This is a genomic window from Algoriphagus jejuensis, assembly GCF_039523455.1.
GTDB classification, from domain to species: Bacteria; Bacteroidota; Bacteroidia; order Cytophagales; family Cyclobacteriaceae; genus Algoriphagus; species Algoriphagus jejuensis.
Genome location: NZ_BAAAFI010000004.1, coordinates 258,748 through 277,562 on the forward strand (window position 1 = coordinate 258,748; position 18,815 = coordinate 277,562).

An 18,815-nucleotide genomic window follows, 5' to 3' on the forward strand; every position below is an offset into this window, starting at 1 on the left:
ATTTCATGGATGCGACTCTGGTGAAAAGCAAATTTACCTCTCAAAAACACGCTAAAACATCCCCTGTACAGGGTATTTTTGGGGTGTTTTTTGATAAAAAAAGCTCGTTTCGCTCCTGTTGATAAGGCAGATCGAATGGAACTACCCGTCCTTGACTGATCGAATTTACGCAGGAGGCAGCTTTTGAAGTCGCTTTGGCTCTTGCTTCATAGGCCCAAGACCGAAAAAATTCTGACTGTTTTCATCTTTCGGAAAAAAAAATAAAGTTTGAAATCCAGATTATCCCACAACATCCTATCGATCAACAACTTCAATGAAATCAAATTATATAAATATTTTTTCAACAAACGTTAACTGCTTTTTATATATATAAAATTGAATTAACGACACAGAAGCATAGGAACGCCACAGTCACTTTAGGCCGCTAATTAAAGTATCTTTAAAAGATGTAAAACATATTTTATTACGCATTTATCTGACTATATTCTGCATTTTGCCCTTGTAAAAAGAGCGATTTGACAAAGTCAAACCCAAGATTTACAAAAAGTAAAAAAGCCGAAAATCATCAAAATAGACCGATAAAACGATTTTTAAACCTGTTACTCACTTGTACATATCAAATTTTATATTTTTTTTTGCGTCGCTTAATACCCAGAATGGAATTTTCTCTAATACCTCATAACTAACTCCGTCATAAAAAAAAATCTGTATTTTTAAAACAAGTAACACTTTGAAGTCCAATACAAATAAGGTGAAAGAGATCGGGTCTGTTTGATTTTTGTTGATGATAAAAATGAATTTGTCGGAATATATTCTCCGAAGGTGTGCCAAATACAATTATCTAAAAACGGTTCTTGGCTTTGCCGTCCTATTCCTTTTTTCTCAGCATTCTTTTTCGCAAGCCACCTACACCTGGATCGGACCAAACAATGGCTCATGGACGACTGCCACTAACTGGTCTCCGACAAGAAGCACAATTGCCACTACCGACAACATTCGATTTTCCGGCGGCACCACGTTGACAATTACAGGAATTCCTTCTCAAACGATTGGAAACCTAACCATTACCAATAATTCAAACATTACATTTTCGGTAACAGCAGCTATTGTCCTGACACTCGGAAACAATGCGGGAGAGGATTTAGTCATTGATTCAGGATCAAAGCTAACCCTGACGAGCACGGTTACGCGGATGAGAATACGCACTACTGCCAATACCACTGGCAGAATCAATGGGGAATTGGTCTTGGGCAGTCTGGGGAACCTTCAGGCGAATTCTACGCTCAATAACTTTGTGGTGAATGGCAAGATCACAAATTCCGGAGGTTCGTTTAGCAGTTTTCAAGCCACCGAGCTCACTTTTGGCCCAAATGCTGAATTGCACCACTCGAGAAATGGTGCTGCAATCCCACTTGCAACATGGGATCCAACGGCTACATTAAGAATTACTGGAACGACAAGCACAACCAGCGGTGGGACTGCACAGAACTTTGGAAACGTGATCCTAAATAGTCCTGGAATGACAGTGAATATGTCATTTGCCCCCTTTTCTATCGCTGGGGATCTAACTATTGAAAATGGGGGAACCGGGCAGTTTCGCCAAACTAGAAACGCATTTACGATCGGGGGAAATTTTAACTTTATCTCAGGCAACTATGCAATTGGCAACTCTGCTACAAGATCCATCACGGTAAACGGAGACTACACTCAATCCGGTGGTACTTTATCCATGTCCATTTCAAGTTTACAAAATGGCACATTGAACGTTCTCGGGGATTTTAGTCATACGGGTGGCACGATCACAGAAACTTCCACAGGAGCCGGCATTATCAACCTTAATGGCGGCGGTCCCACGCAGACTGTCACTTCCGGAGGCACAGTCATCAATTCGATCAATTGGGTGGTGGCTACCAACTCGGTGATTCAACCCGCCAGCGCCAGCACGACTTTTGCCGGGGGAGGAACTTTTACACTAAATGGTGGAGCTACCCTTGGTATCCGCGCCACGGACGGATTGGCTACGACCGGTGCTGTCGGACATGTTAGGTCTACCGGTACACGCACGTTCAATGCAGGGGCCAATTACGTTTTCAACGGCGCGGCAGATCAATTTTCCAGCGCAGCCTTTCCTACCTCGGTCAATTCAATCCGGGTCGAAAATACCGGCAGCAGCGGAAACAATACCGTGACTATGCAGTCAAATTCCACCATTGTGGGGGGCGACCTTCTGGTCAATCAGGGAAACTTGGATCTCTCCTCCTTCACCCTGGATCGAGCATCAGCAGGAGGCACCTTCAGTTTGGGAGCTGGGCTTCGTTTAAACGTGGGTGGCACGGCTAACTTTCCTGCCAATTACAGCTCCTATTCTATCCCTTGCTCGAGTATCGTCGAATACGATGGAGACGTAGACCAAACTATCGCCGGCGTCAACTACGGAGAACTAATCATCGGGGGATCGGGCACGAAGACTTTTTCAGCAGGTACCTCTTCGATCTGTGGCAACCTTACTTTCCAAGGATCGAGCAGTTCCACAGGCTCAAATGGATTTTCAGTTGGAGGCAATGTCCTAATAAATACGGGGTCCAATTGGACTCCGGGTGCATTTACCTATCAAGTAGCCGGGGGCTGGACCAGATCTGGGACTTTCGCAGCCGGAGGCTCTACGATTGAGTTTACAGGTACGACAGCAGCATCGATCGGCGCGTCCAATTTTGAAAACATAACTTTCTCCGGTGCGGGTGCAAAGTCCGCTATCGGTCCTCTCACAATTACCGGCAATGTTTCTATTCCTGCCAATTTCACCGCGGGGGCATTTACGCACACAGTAGGGGGAAACTGGACGAAATCCGGAACCTTCACTGCGACAGGATCTACCATCGACTTCAACGGAGCAAATCCTGCTTCCATCGGGGCGAGTAATTTCAATCATTTGACGTTCAGTGGGCTTGGAGCCAAAACTGCTACCGGCGCATTGACTTCTACCGGAAATATTACAGTAACCACAAACTTTTCCGCCGGAAGTTTTTCCCATTCTTTGATGGGCAATTGGAGTAGCCTGGGGGGATTTACCCAAGGAACCAGTACTCTGACTTTTAATGGTTCGGTCGCTCAATCGGTAAACGCGAATGGAAATACCTTCCACAATCTAGTACTTAACAATCTAGCAGGATTGACTGCCGCAAGTCCACTCTCCATCACCAATGAACTTAGCCTGGATGCAGGTGTTTTTGCTGCCGGAACGAATCTGACTCCCCTGTCCAATTCACGGATTACGCGAAAAGGAACCGGGACTTCCACGGGAATGACCGGGACCATTCAAGGCGCAAATGCGTATGATGTCAGATTTGAGGGAGGAACGAAAACAATAGGTACAGAGACCTCCGGTACGGGTCTTCGGGATGTGACCCTGGCGATGAATACCTCCACGACACTTACGGCTGGAACTGCGCTCAGTTTATCCCAATTACTCACCATCCCAACAGGCAATACGCTCGATATGAGTACTTTCGCCTTGACCAAACCTACACTGACCACCGCCGGTACGGGCAAACTGCAAACAGCGAACACCTCAACCACTCCTATTCCCGTAGGGAGAACCTGGTCATTCCAAGTTGACTACACCAATGCTACCGGAGCACAGCGTCTGATCTATGGAACGTACAATGGACTGGCCTTCACTGGAACCTCCGGCACCGTGACTTTCGCTCAGGCAAGCGAAGGAAACATCGTGATCAATTCCGGACAATTCACTAACACAGCAGGTCAAACTTATACGACGACCGGCTCAACGCTTGTCTTCAATGCCAGTGCCGCTCAGACACTACCGGGAATTTCCTTTAACAATGTGAGCCTGGCAGGATCAGGGGATAAAACGTTTAACACCGCAACATCGGTCACGGGAACGCTTTCAATCACCCCAGGACCAATTGCCAAGCTAGGAAACACGAACAGGCCTGTCGGAGCATTACTCTTAAACAACGTAATCCAGCCAACTGGAACCTATGGTAGCACGGCTTCCGCAGCCACCAATAAACTAAGTGCCTATTTCGGAACGACAGGATCAGGAACAATCTCGGTGACTTCGACCTGTATCAACGGCGAGTGGCTGGGTACCACTTCTTCGAACTGGTTTGATCCTACTAACTGGTGCGGGGGCGTGCCAACTAACGCCGTAGATGTCACCATCCCTGCTACTGCTCCAAATCAACCGACTATTGGAGCCAACGGAGCGATCAGCCGAAGCCTTCAAATCCAAAGCGGGGCGACCTTGACGATTTCCGGAGACTTTACACTTTCGGTGGAGGGTAACTGGACCAATTCCGGAACTTTTGTTCCAGGAACCTCCACAGTTAACTTTAGCGGCGCGACTTCTGGCTTCATCAATGCCAGCAATTTTCATCATATCACTTTTTCCGGCACTGGGATCAAATCTCTGAACGGGGCAATCTCCACAACCGGAAACCTAACTATTCTGGCCTCGGGCAATATGGATGCGGGTAGTTTTACCCATACCCTGGCGGGTAATTTCATCAACGCGGGAGCTTTCGATGCAGAGACAAGTACATTCTTGTTTAACTCAGGCACTTACTCAATCAGTGGCACCGGGGCAAAGAACTTTTACAATCTCCAAGTGAATGGTGGCGCAATCTTGACGATTTCTTCCGCGACCTCGATATCCAATTCTTTACAGCTGCAAGCAGGAACCTTGACCGCAGGAACAAACCTCAGTTTGGGTGCAAATGCGCTGATCACACGAGCAGGGACACCAGCGGCACCTACGACATTCACGGGCACGCTACAAGGCGGAAATCCTTACGATGTAATTATTTCAGGAGAAAGCAAAACAGCTGGAGCTGAGCTTAGCGGCATCGGTTTGCGAAATGTCACATTTGCTTTGACTGCTGGAAATACGGTAACAGCAGCAAGCTCCATTTCGCATTCGGGCGTGCTTACGATTCCCTCGGGGAATACACTCGCAATGTCCACTTTTGCACTGGCAAATGCAACTTTAACTACCTCAGGAACAGGAACACTGACCACACAGAACACCGGAACTACCCCTTTACCAGGTGGTAAAACATGGAGCTTCTTTGTAAATTATTCATCGAGTACGGGTGGCCAAAAAGTCGTTTATGGAAACTACAACGGCCTCGCGGTCTCCAACGTTTCCGGCAATACTACCCTAGCACCAGAAAGTGACGGCGGAGAAATCAGACTGGAATCTGGAAATTTCAGTGCAGCGGGGACCTTTGTAGCTACGGGATCTACCGTCAGATTCAGTGCGTCGGGAGCACAATCGGTACCAGGAATTGCTTTCAACAATCTGATCTTGGATGGTACCGGCAACAAAACTTTCGTGGGAACCTCCAGCATTTCGGGCACGCTCACGGTCATAACTGGAGTTATCGCCCGATTGGCTAGTTTCAATCATTCTGCAAATCTTCTCACTCTCGGTACGACCGGCCAATCAAACGGGACTTTTGGAAGTACGGCCTCGAGTGCAAGCTTTAAAATAAGTTCCGCTTTTGGCAGCAGTGATACCGGGATTCTGACCGTAGCAAGCGGCAATTGTACTCCGGGGCTTTGGCTGGGCTATGTAAGCAGTGACTGGAATGACGCTGCAAACTGGTGCGGGTCGATTCCTACTGCTACTACCGATGTCACGATCTCCTCTGCAGCACTCAATCAGCCAATTATCGGAGCGGCTGGAGCAATTGCCCGAAGCATCACCATCCAAACTGGAGCAAGTCTCGGCTTCTCAGGTGCGTTTAACCTTGACTTGTTTGGCAACTGGACAAATAACGGAACGTTCTCCCCGAATCAGGGACGAGTCACGTTCAAAGGCGCAGGCAATCAAACACTGGGAGGAACTTCGGCGACTTCGATCTATCGCGTCATCTTGGAAAAAACATCAGCGGACCAGTTGATATTGAATTCCAACCTCACAATCGCCAATTCCCTGCTACTCAGCTCAGGTACATTGACCGCAGGTACGCGACTTTTCCTCTCCGCCAATACCCAAATTACTCGCGGTGGAACGGCAGGAGCTACGACGGCGTTTACAGGTACGATCCAAGGAACCACTGCCTACGACGTCACTTATACGGGCACTAGCAAGACAACAGGTGCAGAACTCTCTGGAACTGGCCTCAGAAATATCACCCTGAACGTCACTGCCGGAAGTGAAATCACCGCGGCAGCAGCGATTACACAGACGGGACAACTGGCGATACCAGCCTCAATGACCTTCAACTTATCAACCTTCACGCTTAACGGTACGACAACCACCTCTGGCGCGGGGCTACTAAAAACTTCAAGTACCGCTAACCCACCGATTCCAAGAGGACGTACTTGGACTTTTGAAGTGAACTATACTTCCACTACCGGCGGACAACGAATCGTGTTCGGAATTTATAATTCTCTAAAATCTCTAAGCACTTCCGGGACCAATATTTTGGATCCTATTTCCGCAGGGGGAGAAATCGAAATCGCCTCAGGCGACTTCACCAAATCTACCGGATCAATCACGGGAACCGACTCAAAGGTAAACTTCTCTGCTACAGGCAATCAGTCGATTCCGGTCATATCATACGCCGATTTGATTTTGCAAGGAACTGGGGATAAAAACTTCCAGGCAGCGACCACAATCACGGGGACCTTGAGCATAGACGGTAGCGCCATTGCAAGACTGGGAAGTGGCGTAACCCATACCGCAGCAAATGCTGTCTTTGGCAATACGGGTCAGCCGAACGGCTCATTTGGATCGACCGCCTCTGCCGCGACCTACAAAGTCGCCCAGTATTTTGGAACGACCGGCACAGGTATCATCACTGTCTCAAACAGCACCTGTACCCCCGGAATCTGGCTTGGTTATGTAAGTTCCAACTACAACTCAGGTCAAAACTGGTGCGGAGGTAGCGTACCAAATACCACAACAGATGTAGTCATCCCTGCAGGCACCCCATTCTCTCCGGTAATTAGCTCGGGCTCAAACTTCAATGTGCAAAGCATGTCCATTGAGTCCGGCGCTACTTTGGAGATCCAAGGGGCCCGATCCATCACGGTCGCTGGATCTGACTGGACAAATGACGGGACGTTCATCGCCGGTACGGCAAGCACAGTCATCTTCAGCAATGCAGATGAGGATCAGGCGGTCTCAGGATCTGGAGCCAACAATTTTTACAACCTCACGATAAACAAAGCAAACAGCGGTATCTCGATCGACGATGCGATCACAATTACCGGGAAGTTCTTGCTCGCGGATGGAGATGTAAGCTCCAATGACAATATTACCATGATTGCGAATTCTTCCTTCGATCGAGTCGACGGCACTTTTGCCGGAACGATTCAAGGAAGCAACGCCTATGACCTAACCTACTTGGGCGGTAACAAAACTACAACGGGTGAAGTATCTGGTTTGGGCCTTCGAAACCTGACGCTCTCGCTATCCGGTGCCAACACGGTAACAGCAGGATCAGCGATCTCAATTAGCGGAGCTTTGGCTATTCCGAACACACAAGTCCTTGCGATGGGGAATAATGCCCTTTCTGGGGACCTGACCACATCGGGCACGGGCTCGCTGACTACAACGAACAATACCGCCTCTCCCCTACCTGGCGGGCGCACCTGGGCGTTTGCAGTCAACTATGCAAGAGCTGCAGGTGGACAAAAAGTAGTATATGGGGTTTATAATGGACTGACAGTAGGAAATACTTCAGGCACCACAACTTTTGCTCCGCAAACGGAAGGATCAATAGAAATCGCCTCTGGAAACATTGCTTTGGGAGCAGGCGGTACTCGGACAGCAAGCACCGCAAGGCTGCGTTTTAGCGCTACAGGTGCACAGACCATTCCTGCTTTGAGTTACGCTAATTTGGAATTGGTGGGAAGTGGAGACAAAACTTTGGCGGGCGCGGTCACTGTCACCGGGGACTTTCTGATCAGCGGTACCGCAGTGGCGAAGTTACTCGGTGTCAATCATACCGCAAATACGGTCACCCTCGGTAATACCATTCAACCTGCTGGAACTTACGGAAGTACCGCTTCCACCGCACAATTCAAAAATTCCCAATATTTTGGCACAACAGGAACGGGCATTTTGACCGCAGCGACCGGCGAATGTGTACTTGGGACTTGGTTTGGCATCACTGATAATGACTGGAATAACGCGTCCAACTGGTGTGGTGGAGTTCCTACCCTGACTACCGACGTGATAATTCCTGCCGGCACTCCATTTAGTCCAGTTGTCGGTGTTGCTGGTGGAAAAACCCAATCAATCACCATCGCCTCAGGAGCGACATTGACGATGTCAGGAACTTCGCTTTTGGAAGTTGCAGGCAATTGGATTAATAACGGAACTTTCAATCCGGGTGCAACCAGTACCCTAGAATTCAAAGGAACCGGCAATACAACCATCAATTCAGGGCCATTTGCCAATGTGACTTTCTCTGGAACAGGTGTCAAAGCCGCTACAGGATCGCTATCAATTGCCGGAAATGTCTTGATTACCGGTAGTTTCAACCCCGGCGCATTCACCCATACCGTAGGAGGCAGCTGGACCCGAACCGGGACATTTTCGGCTGCAGGTTCCACGATTAATTTTAATGGAGCAGCCGCCGCTTCCATTGGAACTTCGAATTTCGGAAATGTGATTTTCTCGGGCGCTGGAGTAAAAACTGCGACTGGTGCCTTGAACATTGCAGGCAATGTTTCTGTCACCAATAATTTCAACTTAGGAGCCTTCACACATACAATCGGAGGGAATTTGACCAATACCGGTACGCTCGTGACCGCTGCGGCTACTATTGAATTCAATGGAACAACCGGCCAACAGACCTTTTCTGGTATTTCGACATTCAATAACCTGACGATAAATAATACAAGTGGCCTCGTTTTACCAAACTCCATAGGAGTTAATAATTTAGTAATTGAAAAAGGCGCGTTAAATGCCAATAATTTTAATTTGGATGTAAAAGGAAATTGGACAAACAACAGTGGAGTCAATTCCCTGATCGGAGGAACAGGCACAGCCACCTTCAGCGGCACCACGACGCAAACAATTGGAGGCACCTTTTCTCCCAATTTTAACAACCTGACTGTTGCCAATTCGGAAAGTGTGGTATTAGCAAACAATACGCAAATCACCGGTGATCTGGTAGTTTCCACAGGGACACTCAACCTCTCTACATTTACAGCCAACCGGGCCACCCCGGGAGGCAATCTCACCGTCTCCAATAACGCAACACTTAGAATCGGCGGCACCAATTCTTTTCCGACCAATTATGCCTCTACTACCCTGGTGGTAGCCAGTACAGTGGAGTACTCGGGCACCAACCAAACAGTAGCCAACAAATCGTACGGCAACCTTATCTTGAGCAGTTCCGCCGGACTGGCCATTAAAACCTTGCCGGGCGCGCCATTTTCGGTGGTGGGTAACTTCATCAGTACCCTAGGCAGCGGCACTTCAGTTGAATTGACAGCAGGTGGAAATATCACCATTGATGGAAATGTGTCCATCGGCCAATCTACGGTCTTCAACGGGGGAAACGCCAGCCACACCATCGCTGGGAATTGGGTTAACAATGGAACTTTCAATGGCAATACATCCACGCTTAAATTCACAGGATCTGGAGCTTCAGTAGGGGGATCAGGTGTTCAAAATTTCTATAATCTGACCATAGCCGGTGCTTCAACAAATTTAGCGGCAGTAGATTTTACACTATCCGGTAATCTGGCGACAACCGGTGCCGGCTCTTTTATCCATGCTACAGGAGGAACTGTTTTGATGACCGGGTCAAGTAAAACAATCAGTGGTCTGGGGATAAACTTATTTAACCTAGCAGTAACAGGAGATGTAAGTGTCTCCGCCTTCAATATTTTGACTCTCAGTGGGGACTTGTCTGTGAATGGCAGTTTGACTACCGGGCCCGGCCAAATGATTATGAGCGGTACGTCAAAAACAATCTCTGGAACGGGCAATCTGAATTTCAATACGCTCTCTATTCCCGGCTCTGTTACAACCAATACCAATTTCTCCATCTCTTCCAGTTTAATTGTAAATGGTAGCTTATCAGCGTCAGCGGGAACGGTTACATTTACAGGCACTTCCACTTTGAGCGGTACTGCAAATCTTTTCAATACCACAGTGAATGGAACAGCCCTTCAGTTGTCGTCTAATTCGACATTGGGTGTTGCAGGTGTGCTGACAATCGCCTCAGGCACACTTGATGTTACTTCTTCAGCACCTAATACCGTAAATTTCAACGGGAATGGCAACCAAACTATCAACCCGCTAACCTATAGCAACCTTGTTTTGTCAAATGGTTCTACGAAGACTGCAATTGGTAACATTACTACGAACCAAAATATTACTATCGGATCCGGTACTACTTTTAACTTATCCTCCTTCACCCACTCCATTTATGGTAACTGGAATAACAATGGAGTATTCAATGCAGGCACTGGAACTGTGCAGTTTTTGGGATCTTCCACATCTCAAATAAGTGGCCCAACTACCTTCAATATTTTAACCAGCAATTCCAGCAGCCCAACCACTGAATTAATTTTAGATAGCAATGTATCCGCGGCCGTAGTCAACATGACACAGGGGGTAATTTCCACTGGCCCTAATACGCTGACCATTACGGAAACCAGAACCGGAAACGGCTATATATTTGGTACGATTCAACGGACCCATACTTTTATTCCCGGTACTTCCTATGCGTTTGAGGGCCCTGAAAATACCATTACTTTCTCTGCCGTTTCTGGAGTCAACAGCGTCGCGGTTTCGGTCGCAAAAGGCACGGTAAATGATTTCCCTTTTGCCGGTTCCGTAAGTAGAGTTTATACGATTGCTGTGCCTACAGGAACCTATACAGCCAGCCTCCGACTTCACTATGAGGATGAGGAATTGAATGGCAACAACGAGGGAACGATGGATTTGTGGAGGTATAATGGTACGGTATGGCAAGCATCTGGAAAAACGGCCAACAACGCAACTACCAACTATGTAGAGCAGTCCGGACTTACCAATATTACCAATCGTTGGACCTTATCAGATGACTCCAATGTAGTGCAGTGGAATGGCTCTGTCAGTTCGGATTGGAATACAGCCGAAAACTGGACCGTAGTTCAGGGTTCGGCTTCCAGGCCTCCGGGCGCTTCTGATATTGTAAACTTAGGAAATGTTGCGTTTACCAATCAACCGACTATCAACAGTGCTGTAAATGTTAAAAGCATCATTTTCGGAAGTGCCAAGCCAGTTACACTCTCTTTGGGAAGTGGAGGTTCACTTGCTACGGGTGATCTAACCGGAAATTGGAGCAGCGATGCAACCCATACGATCAATACAAATGATCAAACTATAGATATATCCGGAAATTTAGCGCTGAGCAATGGAATCAGTGGTCGGTCGATAGACTTGAACATAGGTTCCGGAGCGGTAAATGTGGGCGGTTCGCTGCTTCAATCAGGAGATGCCAAAGTAATTTTCAACGGAACTGGACCACTTACAATCTCAGGGGATTTCGAATATTCCGGAGGGACATTTACTCCGGGAAACGGAACAGTACGCTATAGCGGGAACAGAAATCAAGCGGTAGCCAATGTCAGCTATAACAATCTGACGATAGACAAATCTGACGGATTAGCTACACTAGCAGGAGCTACGGACATCTTGGGCAATCTCACCATTGAATCTGGAAGATTTGACAATCTCTCTACTCTTTCTATTTCCGGTAACGTTGATATCAAGTCGGGTGCAATCCTCCACAACTTCAACACGTTGCTTGTTGGGGGAAACTGGATCAACAATGGACTCTATCTCGGTGAAGGCGGAGTAACCAATGTAAAATTCAATGGCCCTGGAACTCAAACAATTTCAGCTACTACTTTTGATAATTTTGAAATCGATAAACCTGTAGGATCCCAAGCGCTCCTCATCGACAATATAAGGATCAACGGAAACCTGACGGTGACCTCCGGGACATTAGATCTTGGCGTGTACACTAGTAGCAGGACTGTCCCTGGCGGCACAGCTACCCTATCCGATGCCGCTACCATTATATTTGGAGCAAATAATTTCTCTTCTAGTTTTGGAAGTTATGTTATTTCAAACACAAGCACCGTAATAATTGACGGCGATGATGAAGCTGTCACCCAAGTTTTGTTTTTGCCGGGGATAAGCATTGGGAACCTTATTCTTAGAAATCGCAGTGTTAAATCCCTTCAATCATCCCTTATCGTAAATGGAGACTATACCATTGAGAGCGGAGTCACCTTTGAAGGCAACTCAAATACCATTACTCTTAGTGGTAATTGGGTTAATCAGGGAACTTATGTGCCTGCTTCAAGTACTGTTTTGTTTACGGGTACTTCAAAGAATATTTCAGGAAATACCACTTTCAATAAGGCAACGATAACAGGAAGCTATACCATTCTGAATGACGTTGTTTTCAATGGACTGCTTGAGATTACAAGTTCAGGATCCTTAAGTGGCGGCAGTTCTATTCTTACCACCCTTCAAGGTGATCTGATCAATAGAGGTGTTTTGTACACATTGGGCACTACCACTTTTACTGGAAATGTTTTACAAACTCTGAGTCTGATCAATGCCACTACCACAGTAGCATTAAGAGTAAATTTCAACGGATCGGTCTCCCCTGTACTTAACTCGACATCACCTCCTGAATTTGGCTTCCTAACGATCAATAATACCGGCGGAGTTAATCCAAGTGTGGGTTGGAGAATTCTCTCCTTACTTACCGTAGGTAGTGGAGCCTCCTTCAACGGAGGAAATTCAACCCACACTATCTTGGGTTCAGTAGTAAACAATGGAACGATAACTAGCAGTGGGATTATAAATTTCACACCTCCATCGCCGGTTACCTTGAATCTCGGCACTAATTTCTCAAGTACCGGCACTGTTGTTTTTGGTGGAGCAGGGTTAATTACACTTCAGGGCCCCACAAGAACTTTTCAGGATGTGGTAGTATCCAATACAAACGGGGCGGGGGTTTCTACTTCCGCCGGTTGGAACGTTTCCAATAATTTGACTATAAATGGCGGCTCCACATTGAATGCGGGTAGCTACACTTTTGAAATAGGAAGAGATTTTATCAATACGGGGGTTCTTCAAAGTGGCACATCCACTTTCAATATGAACGGAAGTGTTCCCCAGAACATTTTCACAAATTCTGCATTCAATAATTTGTCAATCGACAAAGCATCCAACTCCGTCACCCTCCTGACAGATGCAACGGTTAACGGAACATTGAACTTTATCTCGGGCAATATAGAAACCAACGAATTTCGATTGATCCAGCCCTCCTCCGGCACAGTCATCGGTGCAGGTGCAACCACAGGTTGGGTGAACGGAAATCTACAGAAAAACATAGCAATCGGATCTACGGTGAAAACTTTTGAATTGGGTGATGCCACTAATTTCACGCCTGTGTCCGTGGATTTCGAAAGTGTTACGAGCTCCGGAGATCTTGTTGCAAAATCCATTTCCGGGGATCATCCCAACTTATCCGGCTCAGGTTTCAGAACAGACAGGAGTGTGAACCGGTATTGGGCTTTCACCAATAGTGGCGTCGTCTATACCAACGCTACGCTTACTTTGAATTGGGTAGAAGACGATGTGGATGCAGGTTCTATCACCGGCGATTTCAAGGTTGGAGATTTTGATGATACGACCTGGACTTATCCTACGGTTGCGTCACCGGAACCCACGTCTATTCAGGGGACTTCGTTGACTTCATTTAATGATGTTGCGGTGGCTGAATTGTGTACTTTATCGACCGAATTCAGTTATCCTGGGACGCCTTATTGTTCTGGGACAGGAACTGTCTCTCCGACGATCACCGGCACTTCCGGCACATTTACCGCTGGACCGGGACTTTCAATCGATCCCGCAACAGGTGAAGTGGATTTAGAGGCAAGTCTTCCCGGTACGTATGTCGTGTCCAACAGTGCTTCAAGTGAGGGAGGGTGCTCCGCTGTATCTACGGCAACCATTTCAATTGGTCTTGTGCCCACTGTCACCTTCACCACTGCCGAAACCTGTGTCGGCGGAAGTACGGGGTCTATCGCGGTGTTCGCAAGCAATGGCACACCTCCCTACACCTATAGCCTAGATGCCGGTGCCTACCAATCTTCCTCTCTATTTACAGGATTGGCCGCGGGTACTTATACTCTAAATGTAAAAGGTGATGAAGGCTGTATTTTCACTACTGAGGTTACGATAATCCCCTTCCCTACCTCAACGGATGATCAGGATAAATTCGGAATTGACTCTTGGATCGGCCATGTGTATGATGGAACCAACTTTGAAAACTATATCGGGCAATTTACAGCGTCCGAAAATTTCGATGAAAATTTTGGAGGGGATTATAACTGCTTTAATGTCGTTTCAAACTTCCTTAATCGATCCATTTTCACTGAAACGTTTTCGGTCAAATTTAAAATGCAATCCTCCAGAAGGGGTTTATATGTAGTTGATTTGGGATCCGATGATGGCATCCGACTAACAGTCGATGGCGAGCTGACCTATGATAATTGGTCTGACCGAGGCTTTACCACCAATCCGTTTGTCTTAGCCAGCTTGACAGGAGAAAGTTCTCTGTTGTACGAGTTCTATGAGCAAGGTGGAGGTAATCGAGTCGCTTTCCAAAATCTTGTCCCCGTACTCAACAATGAACTTTCAGATAACACCTTCCAGAATTTCTGTGTAGGAAACACAGGGTTGGAAATTAGCGGTGACACCTTTGGAACACTTCCTGCTGGGATTTCGCTCTCTGGAGACACCGGTTTTCAATGGAGCTATAGCACTACGCTGGGTGGATCAAAAACCAATATAGTTGGCGCTACAGGACCTACTTTTACCCCATTAACCGACCAGGCACCATTCAATCAAGCAGGCACCTTCTACGTCTATCGAAACGCATCTTTAACTAGCACAAATAATATTGGTGTTGCCGCATTTGTTGCCACCAACGAATCCAATCCGGCAATTTTAACAATCACTGCGCGTCCGGACGCGACGATCACTTATTTGGGAAACCCTTATAGAGTAGACGGTGGTATTGCATCTGTCTCGAGAACCGGTACTCCGGGAGGTATTTACACTTCTACTCCAGGGTTGTCCATCGATGAATCCACCGGCGACATTACGCTATCCGCCAGCACGGTGGGTACTTACACCGTGACCTATACCATCGCGGCTGCAGAAGGTTGTGACGAGTATCAAGCCACTACATCGGTCACCGTTAATGAAGCTTGCTTGTTCGATTTCACATGGTTTGGGATAAACACGGATTGGTTTGACCCGATAAACTGGTGCGCAGGTGAAGTGCCGCTTCTTACGGTAAACACAGATACCATTTATATCCCTTCTACAGCTAATAATCCAGTGATCGATGGCACCGATGTTCTGATCAGCGGCAACATAATATTGGATCCTGATGCGACTCTCACCGTTAGATCAGGTACCGCTCTTACATTGAATCCTGATTCTGATGTCACGTCAGCTCCGGGATCACTTATCATCATCGAAGAAGGAGTCAATTACAGAAACCTCGGAGCCGGAGTACCTTTTCTTCAAGTCAACCAGCTATTTACTGGAGACAAAGGCTGGAGAATGATTGGCGCGCCGATCAGCACCAATTATTCGACACTGACGACAGGCTTTGAAACTCAAGGATTCCCAGGATCTACCAATCCTAGCCTACAGCCCAATTTGCTTTGGTGGGACGAGACGGACAAAGGCACCACGCTACAGGGTTGGAGACAGCCGGGGAATCTAGCTGATGCCGTCCCAGTCGGAAGAGGCCATTACTTCTATATCTTCAACGGAGCAGCAAAGCCCTCTCCCGCTTCCGGTAACTACACCGATGTCCTTCCATTGACCATGTCTACCACGGGTGCGGAAGTGAATCTTACCAGTGGAATCTTTGATTTCGGAGTGACATTCACTGCTAGAGATACGAATCTCGTGGCACAAACTGACACCCTGATCGAAGTCAACCAAGCAGACGAAGGATTCAATCTGATCGCTAACCCGACCGCCAGTATGTTGGATTGGGATGCTACCAGTGGCTGGTTCAAAACCAACATGGATGAGAGCATTTATGTATGGGATAATATTTCTCAAAGTTTCCTCACTTGGAACGGATCCGTCGGGACCCTAGGCAGTGGGAGAATTGCTCCGTATCAAGCATTTTGGGTGAGAAGTAATGCGGTCAGCCCTACACTGCAGCTTTCTGGCAATGGGGCAAAAACGCCGACGAATGCACCTTTCTACCGAAAATCTGAATCCGAAGAGACGTCCTTTATTCACTTGTTTGTCACCGGAGAAAATCTGGCTGCGGAATCGTTCATCTCCTTTGGAGCCGATGGAGAATCTGGAAAAGATCCCAAAGACGCCTATCAACTCGAATCCCTAGCTGATGACTGGCTCTTGCTCTATTCCTACGGCTCGCTACAAACCCGTACGCCATTGGTGATCAACCACCAGGCACCGATCGATACGACCGAAAAAATCATTCCACTTCACTTGGCAGCGTCAAAGGCTGGGCAGGCAATTTCGGGAACTTATCTGTTGGACTGGACGCTGCCTTCGGATTTGGGTGCGGGAGTCTCAGTGATTTTGATGGATCACATTACCAAGCAAGCGATCAACATGAGGGAAGTCACAGCACACACCTTTGAATTCGAAGCGCCGAAGCTTCCGAATCTCCGCACTGGCAAATTTCAAAATCCATTAGAACTACCTAAGGCTGTTGTCTTTCAGTCACCGTACGAAACGGGCGCGGTTGACCCGAATGCAAGACAGTTAGTTTACAAACCGCAACGTCCATTTACCATATTCATCAGCCGCACGGCTGACGATAATGTCGGCTATTTACCTTTAGTTCCAAAACTCTTTGCTCCGGTGCCCAATCCATTCTCTACCCAAACCAAAATCCGATTCTACCTACCTACGGCAGAGAAAGCAAGCATTCAAATCATCGATCTATTCGGACAGGTGGTTGGCGAATTCCCGGAGAAAGTTTATGAGGAAGGCATTCATGACATGGAATGGATCCCATCTGCCATTGACCTGCCAAGCGGGATGTATTTCGTCAGACTTATGACGAGCGAGTATCAGATGAGTCAAAAATTAATAAAGAACTAATGAATCGAATCCTGCTATATACATTCATTTTATTCATTGGTTTGACCTGGAAAGGGGTCGCTCAGGAGAACGATATTATCCGCAAAGCCACCCTCAGCGTCAGAGCTTCCGCAATCGTAAACGATAACCTAAGAATGCTGACGATTCGAAATATCGATTTGATCGCACCGGCTGTAGAGGAAAATAGAATTTTGGTATCTCCAATAACCAGTCCATATGCTGGACTTTTCAAAATAACAGGAAATCCAAAAGCGCGGATAAGAATCACGTTTCTTCAGCGGGAAACCCTCGTCGAGACGAATGACCAAATCGGAGAGGTCCAGGCAGAATACAACCTCAGCGCCGCCTTCGAAGATCTGCAGAATCAAAGCATGCTACTCGACGTGGGAGAAGTCAACGTCAACCTCAGCGAAAAAGGTGTCCTATTTGTCTGGCTGGGAGCCAATCTTGATTTGAGTGACGCTGTGCCGGGCGTCTATCAATCAGAATTTACCATCGAACTCGAATACATTTAATGAAGCGACTCGCAACATATCGCCGGCTTTTATTTCAAACGTTGATTGCGGCAGTACTCTGCACGCTGTCGCAGACTTCCTTTGCCCAGCGGATCAGCTTTAGCATCTGGACGGGTAGCGACGATATCGTGTTGACTTCTGTGAATGCCTCCCCTGAATTAAACTTTAACTTAAAACAACCGCTCATAACTTCAGGAACAAGCGTGGATATCAATTTAGTGGATAATCAGGCAGTCGCATTCCGCATCGAAGCTCCGGAAAACTTCGACTTGACAGTGGATGTGGATGCACCTTTGTTTTTGACGTTCGCAGACGACCCCTTGGAGACCATTCCTTTTCAGGTAAGAGTCGCCTATAACAACCAAATGCCAGGCAACGAAATGGTTGGTAAAACAGGCGCAATCGAACTTCCTGCGGGTTTTACCAATGTGACGTTTCCGGTCAATCGAAGAACAGCAGGCGCCCCGGGGCCACCGCCCAATCCACTTACTGGGGAGGAAGTAAGAAATAAAGCTACCGCCTATCTCTATATCTATGGAAGTCTCGGTCCAGTCGGCTCCGTACCGGCGGGTAATTATTCAGCGCAAATCACGATCAATCTATCCTTCTCGAGCTATGATTAAGAATTGGGCCAGAATCGGTTTGCTAATGACCTGGATGCTTTCGGCGGGAGCAGTGCAGGCTCAATTTGTCACAATCAAATTGGAGATACCTGCCGGGACGACCTTTGCGTCTCAGGTCATAGATCCCATTAATGGAGAGTCTTGGGAAAAATCTCGTGCCATGAAATGGATTGAGATAGTAGTGCCGGAAAATCTGGTTCTGCTATTGGATGTCGGATTCCCAGCAAGGAAAGTCGATCCACCTTTGGAGTCACTTTTCCTGAATAATGGCTCGTCCAACTTTGACGAATCCAACTCACTGCGGAGTGGAAGTCATTGGATACAGATGAGACAGTGGGGAAAATTGATTCGACATACAAGTCCTCGGCCTCCAGCATTATCCGCTTGGCTGGGACTTCCGATGACAAACGGAATTACCATTAAAATAGAATATCCATAACCCTAAAAGCTTATGCCTATGAAACACAACTAGTATGAGTTCAAATCAATTAAACAATTCAATTT

At 47.2% G+C, this 18,815-nt stretch carries 4 protein-coding genes; all 4 read left to right on the forward strand.

Going from position 1 to position 18,815, the window contains the following annotated elements; all coding sequences use genetic code 11:
• Nucleotides 1–793 precede the first annotated feature (793 nt).
• Genes ABD031_RS06500 through ABD031_RS06515 form a run of 4 tightly spaced genes read left to right on the forward strand, consistent with a single transcriptional unit; the run spans nt 794 to nt 18,750 of the window.
• Nucleotides 794–17,173 carry a T9SS type A sorting domain-containing protein gene (locus ABD031_RS06500; RefSeq protein WP_343849592.1) on the forward strand — a complete coding sequence of 5,460 codons (16,380 nt, stop codon included), beginning with the start codon at nt 794–796 and terminating at the stop codon, nt 17,171–17,173.
• The gene (locus tag ABD031_RS06505; RefSeq protein WP_343849595.1) at nt 17,173–17,688 is read left to right on the forward strand and encodes a hypothetical protein; all 516 of its coding nucleotides are present in this window, start codon (nt 17,173–17,175) and stop codon (nt 17,686–17,688) included. The genes ABD031_RS06500 and ABD031_RS06505 overlap by 1 nt, the downstream gene beginning before the upstream one ends.
• Complete coding sequence (locus ABD031_RS06510) at nt 17,688–18,311, forward strand: hypothetical protein (RefSeq protein WP_343849597.1); 624 nt, start codon at nt 17,688–17,690, stop codon at nt 18,309–18,311. Before ABD031_RS06505 ends, ABD031_RS06510 begins: the two co-directional genes overlap by 1 nt.
• Nucleotides 18,304–18,750, forward strand: a complete 447-nt coding sequence (locus tag ABD031_RS06515) for a hypothetical protein (RefSeq protein WP_343849598.1) — start codon at nt 18,304–18,306, stop codon at nt 18,748–18,750. The genes ABD031_RS06510 and ABD031_RS06515 overlap by 8 nt, the downstream gene beginning before the upstream one ends.
• The last annotated feature ends 65 nt before the right edge of the window (nt 18,751–18,815 follow it).

Excerpts from the sequence above, each read along its gene's own strand:
- ABD031_RS06500 (WP_343849592.1), top strand. The coding sequence starts at position 794 with ATGAATTTGTCGGAATATATTCTCCGAAGGTGTGCCAAATACAATTAT.
- ABD031_RS06505 (WP_343849595.1), top strand. The coding sequence starts at position 17,173 with ATGAATCGAATCCTGCTATATACATTCATTTTATTCATTGGTTTGACC.
- ABD031_RS06510 (WP_343849597.1), top strand. The coding sequence starts at position 17,688 with ATGAAGCGACTCGCAACATATCGCCGGCTTTTATTTCAAACGTTGATT.
- ABD031_RS06515 (WP_343849598.1), top strand. The coding sequence starts at position 18,304 with ATGATTAAGAATTGGGCCAGAATCGGTTTGCTAATGACCTGGATGCTT.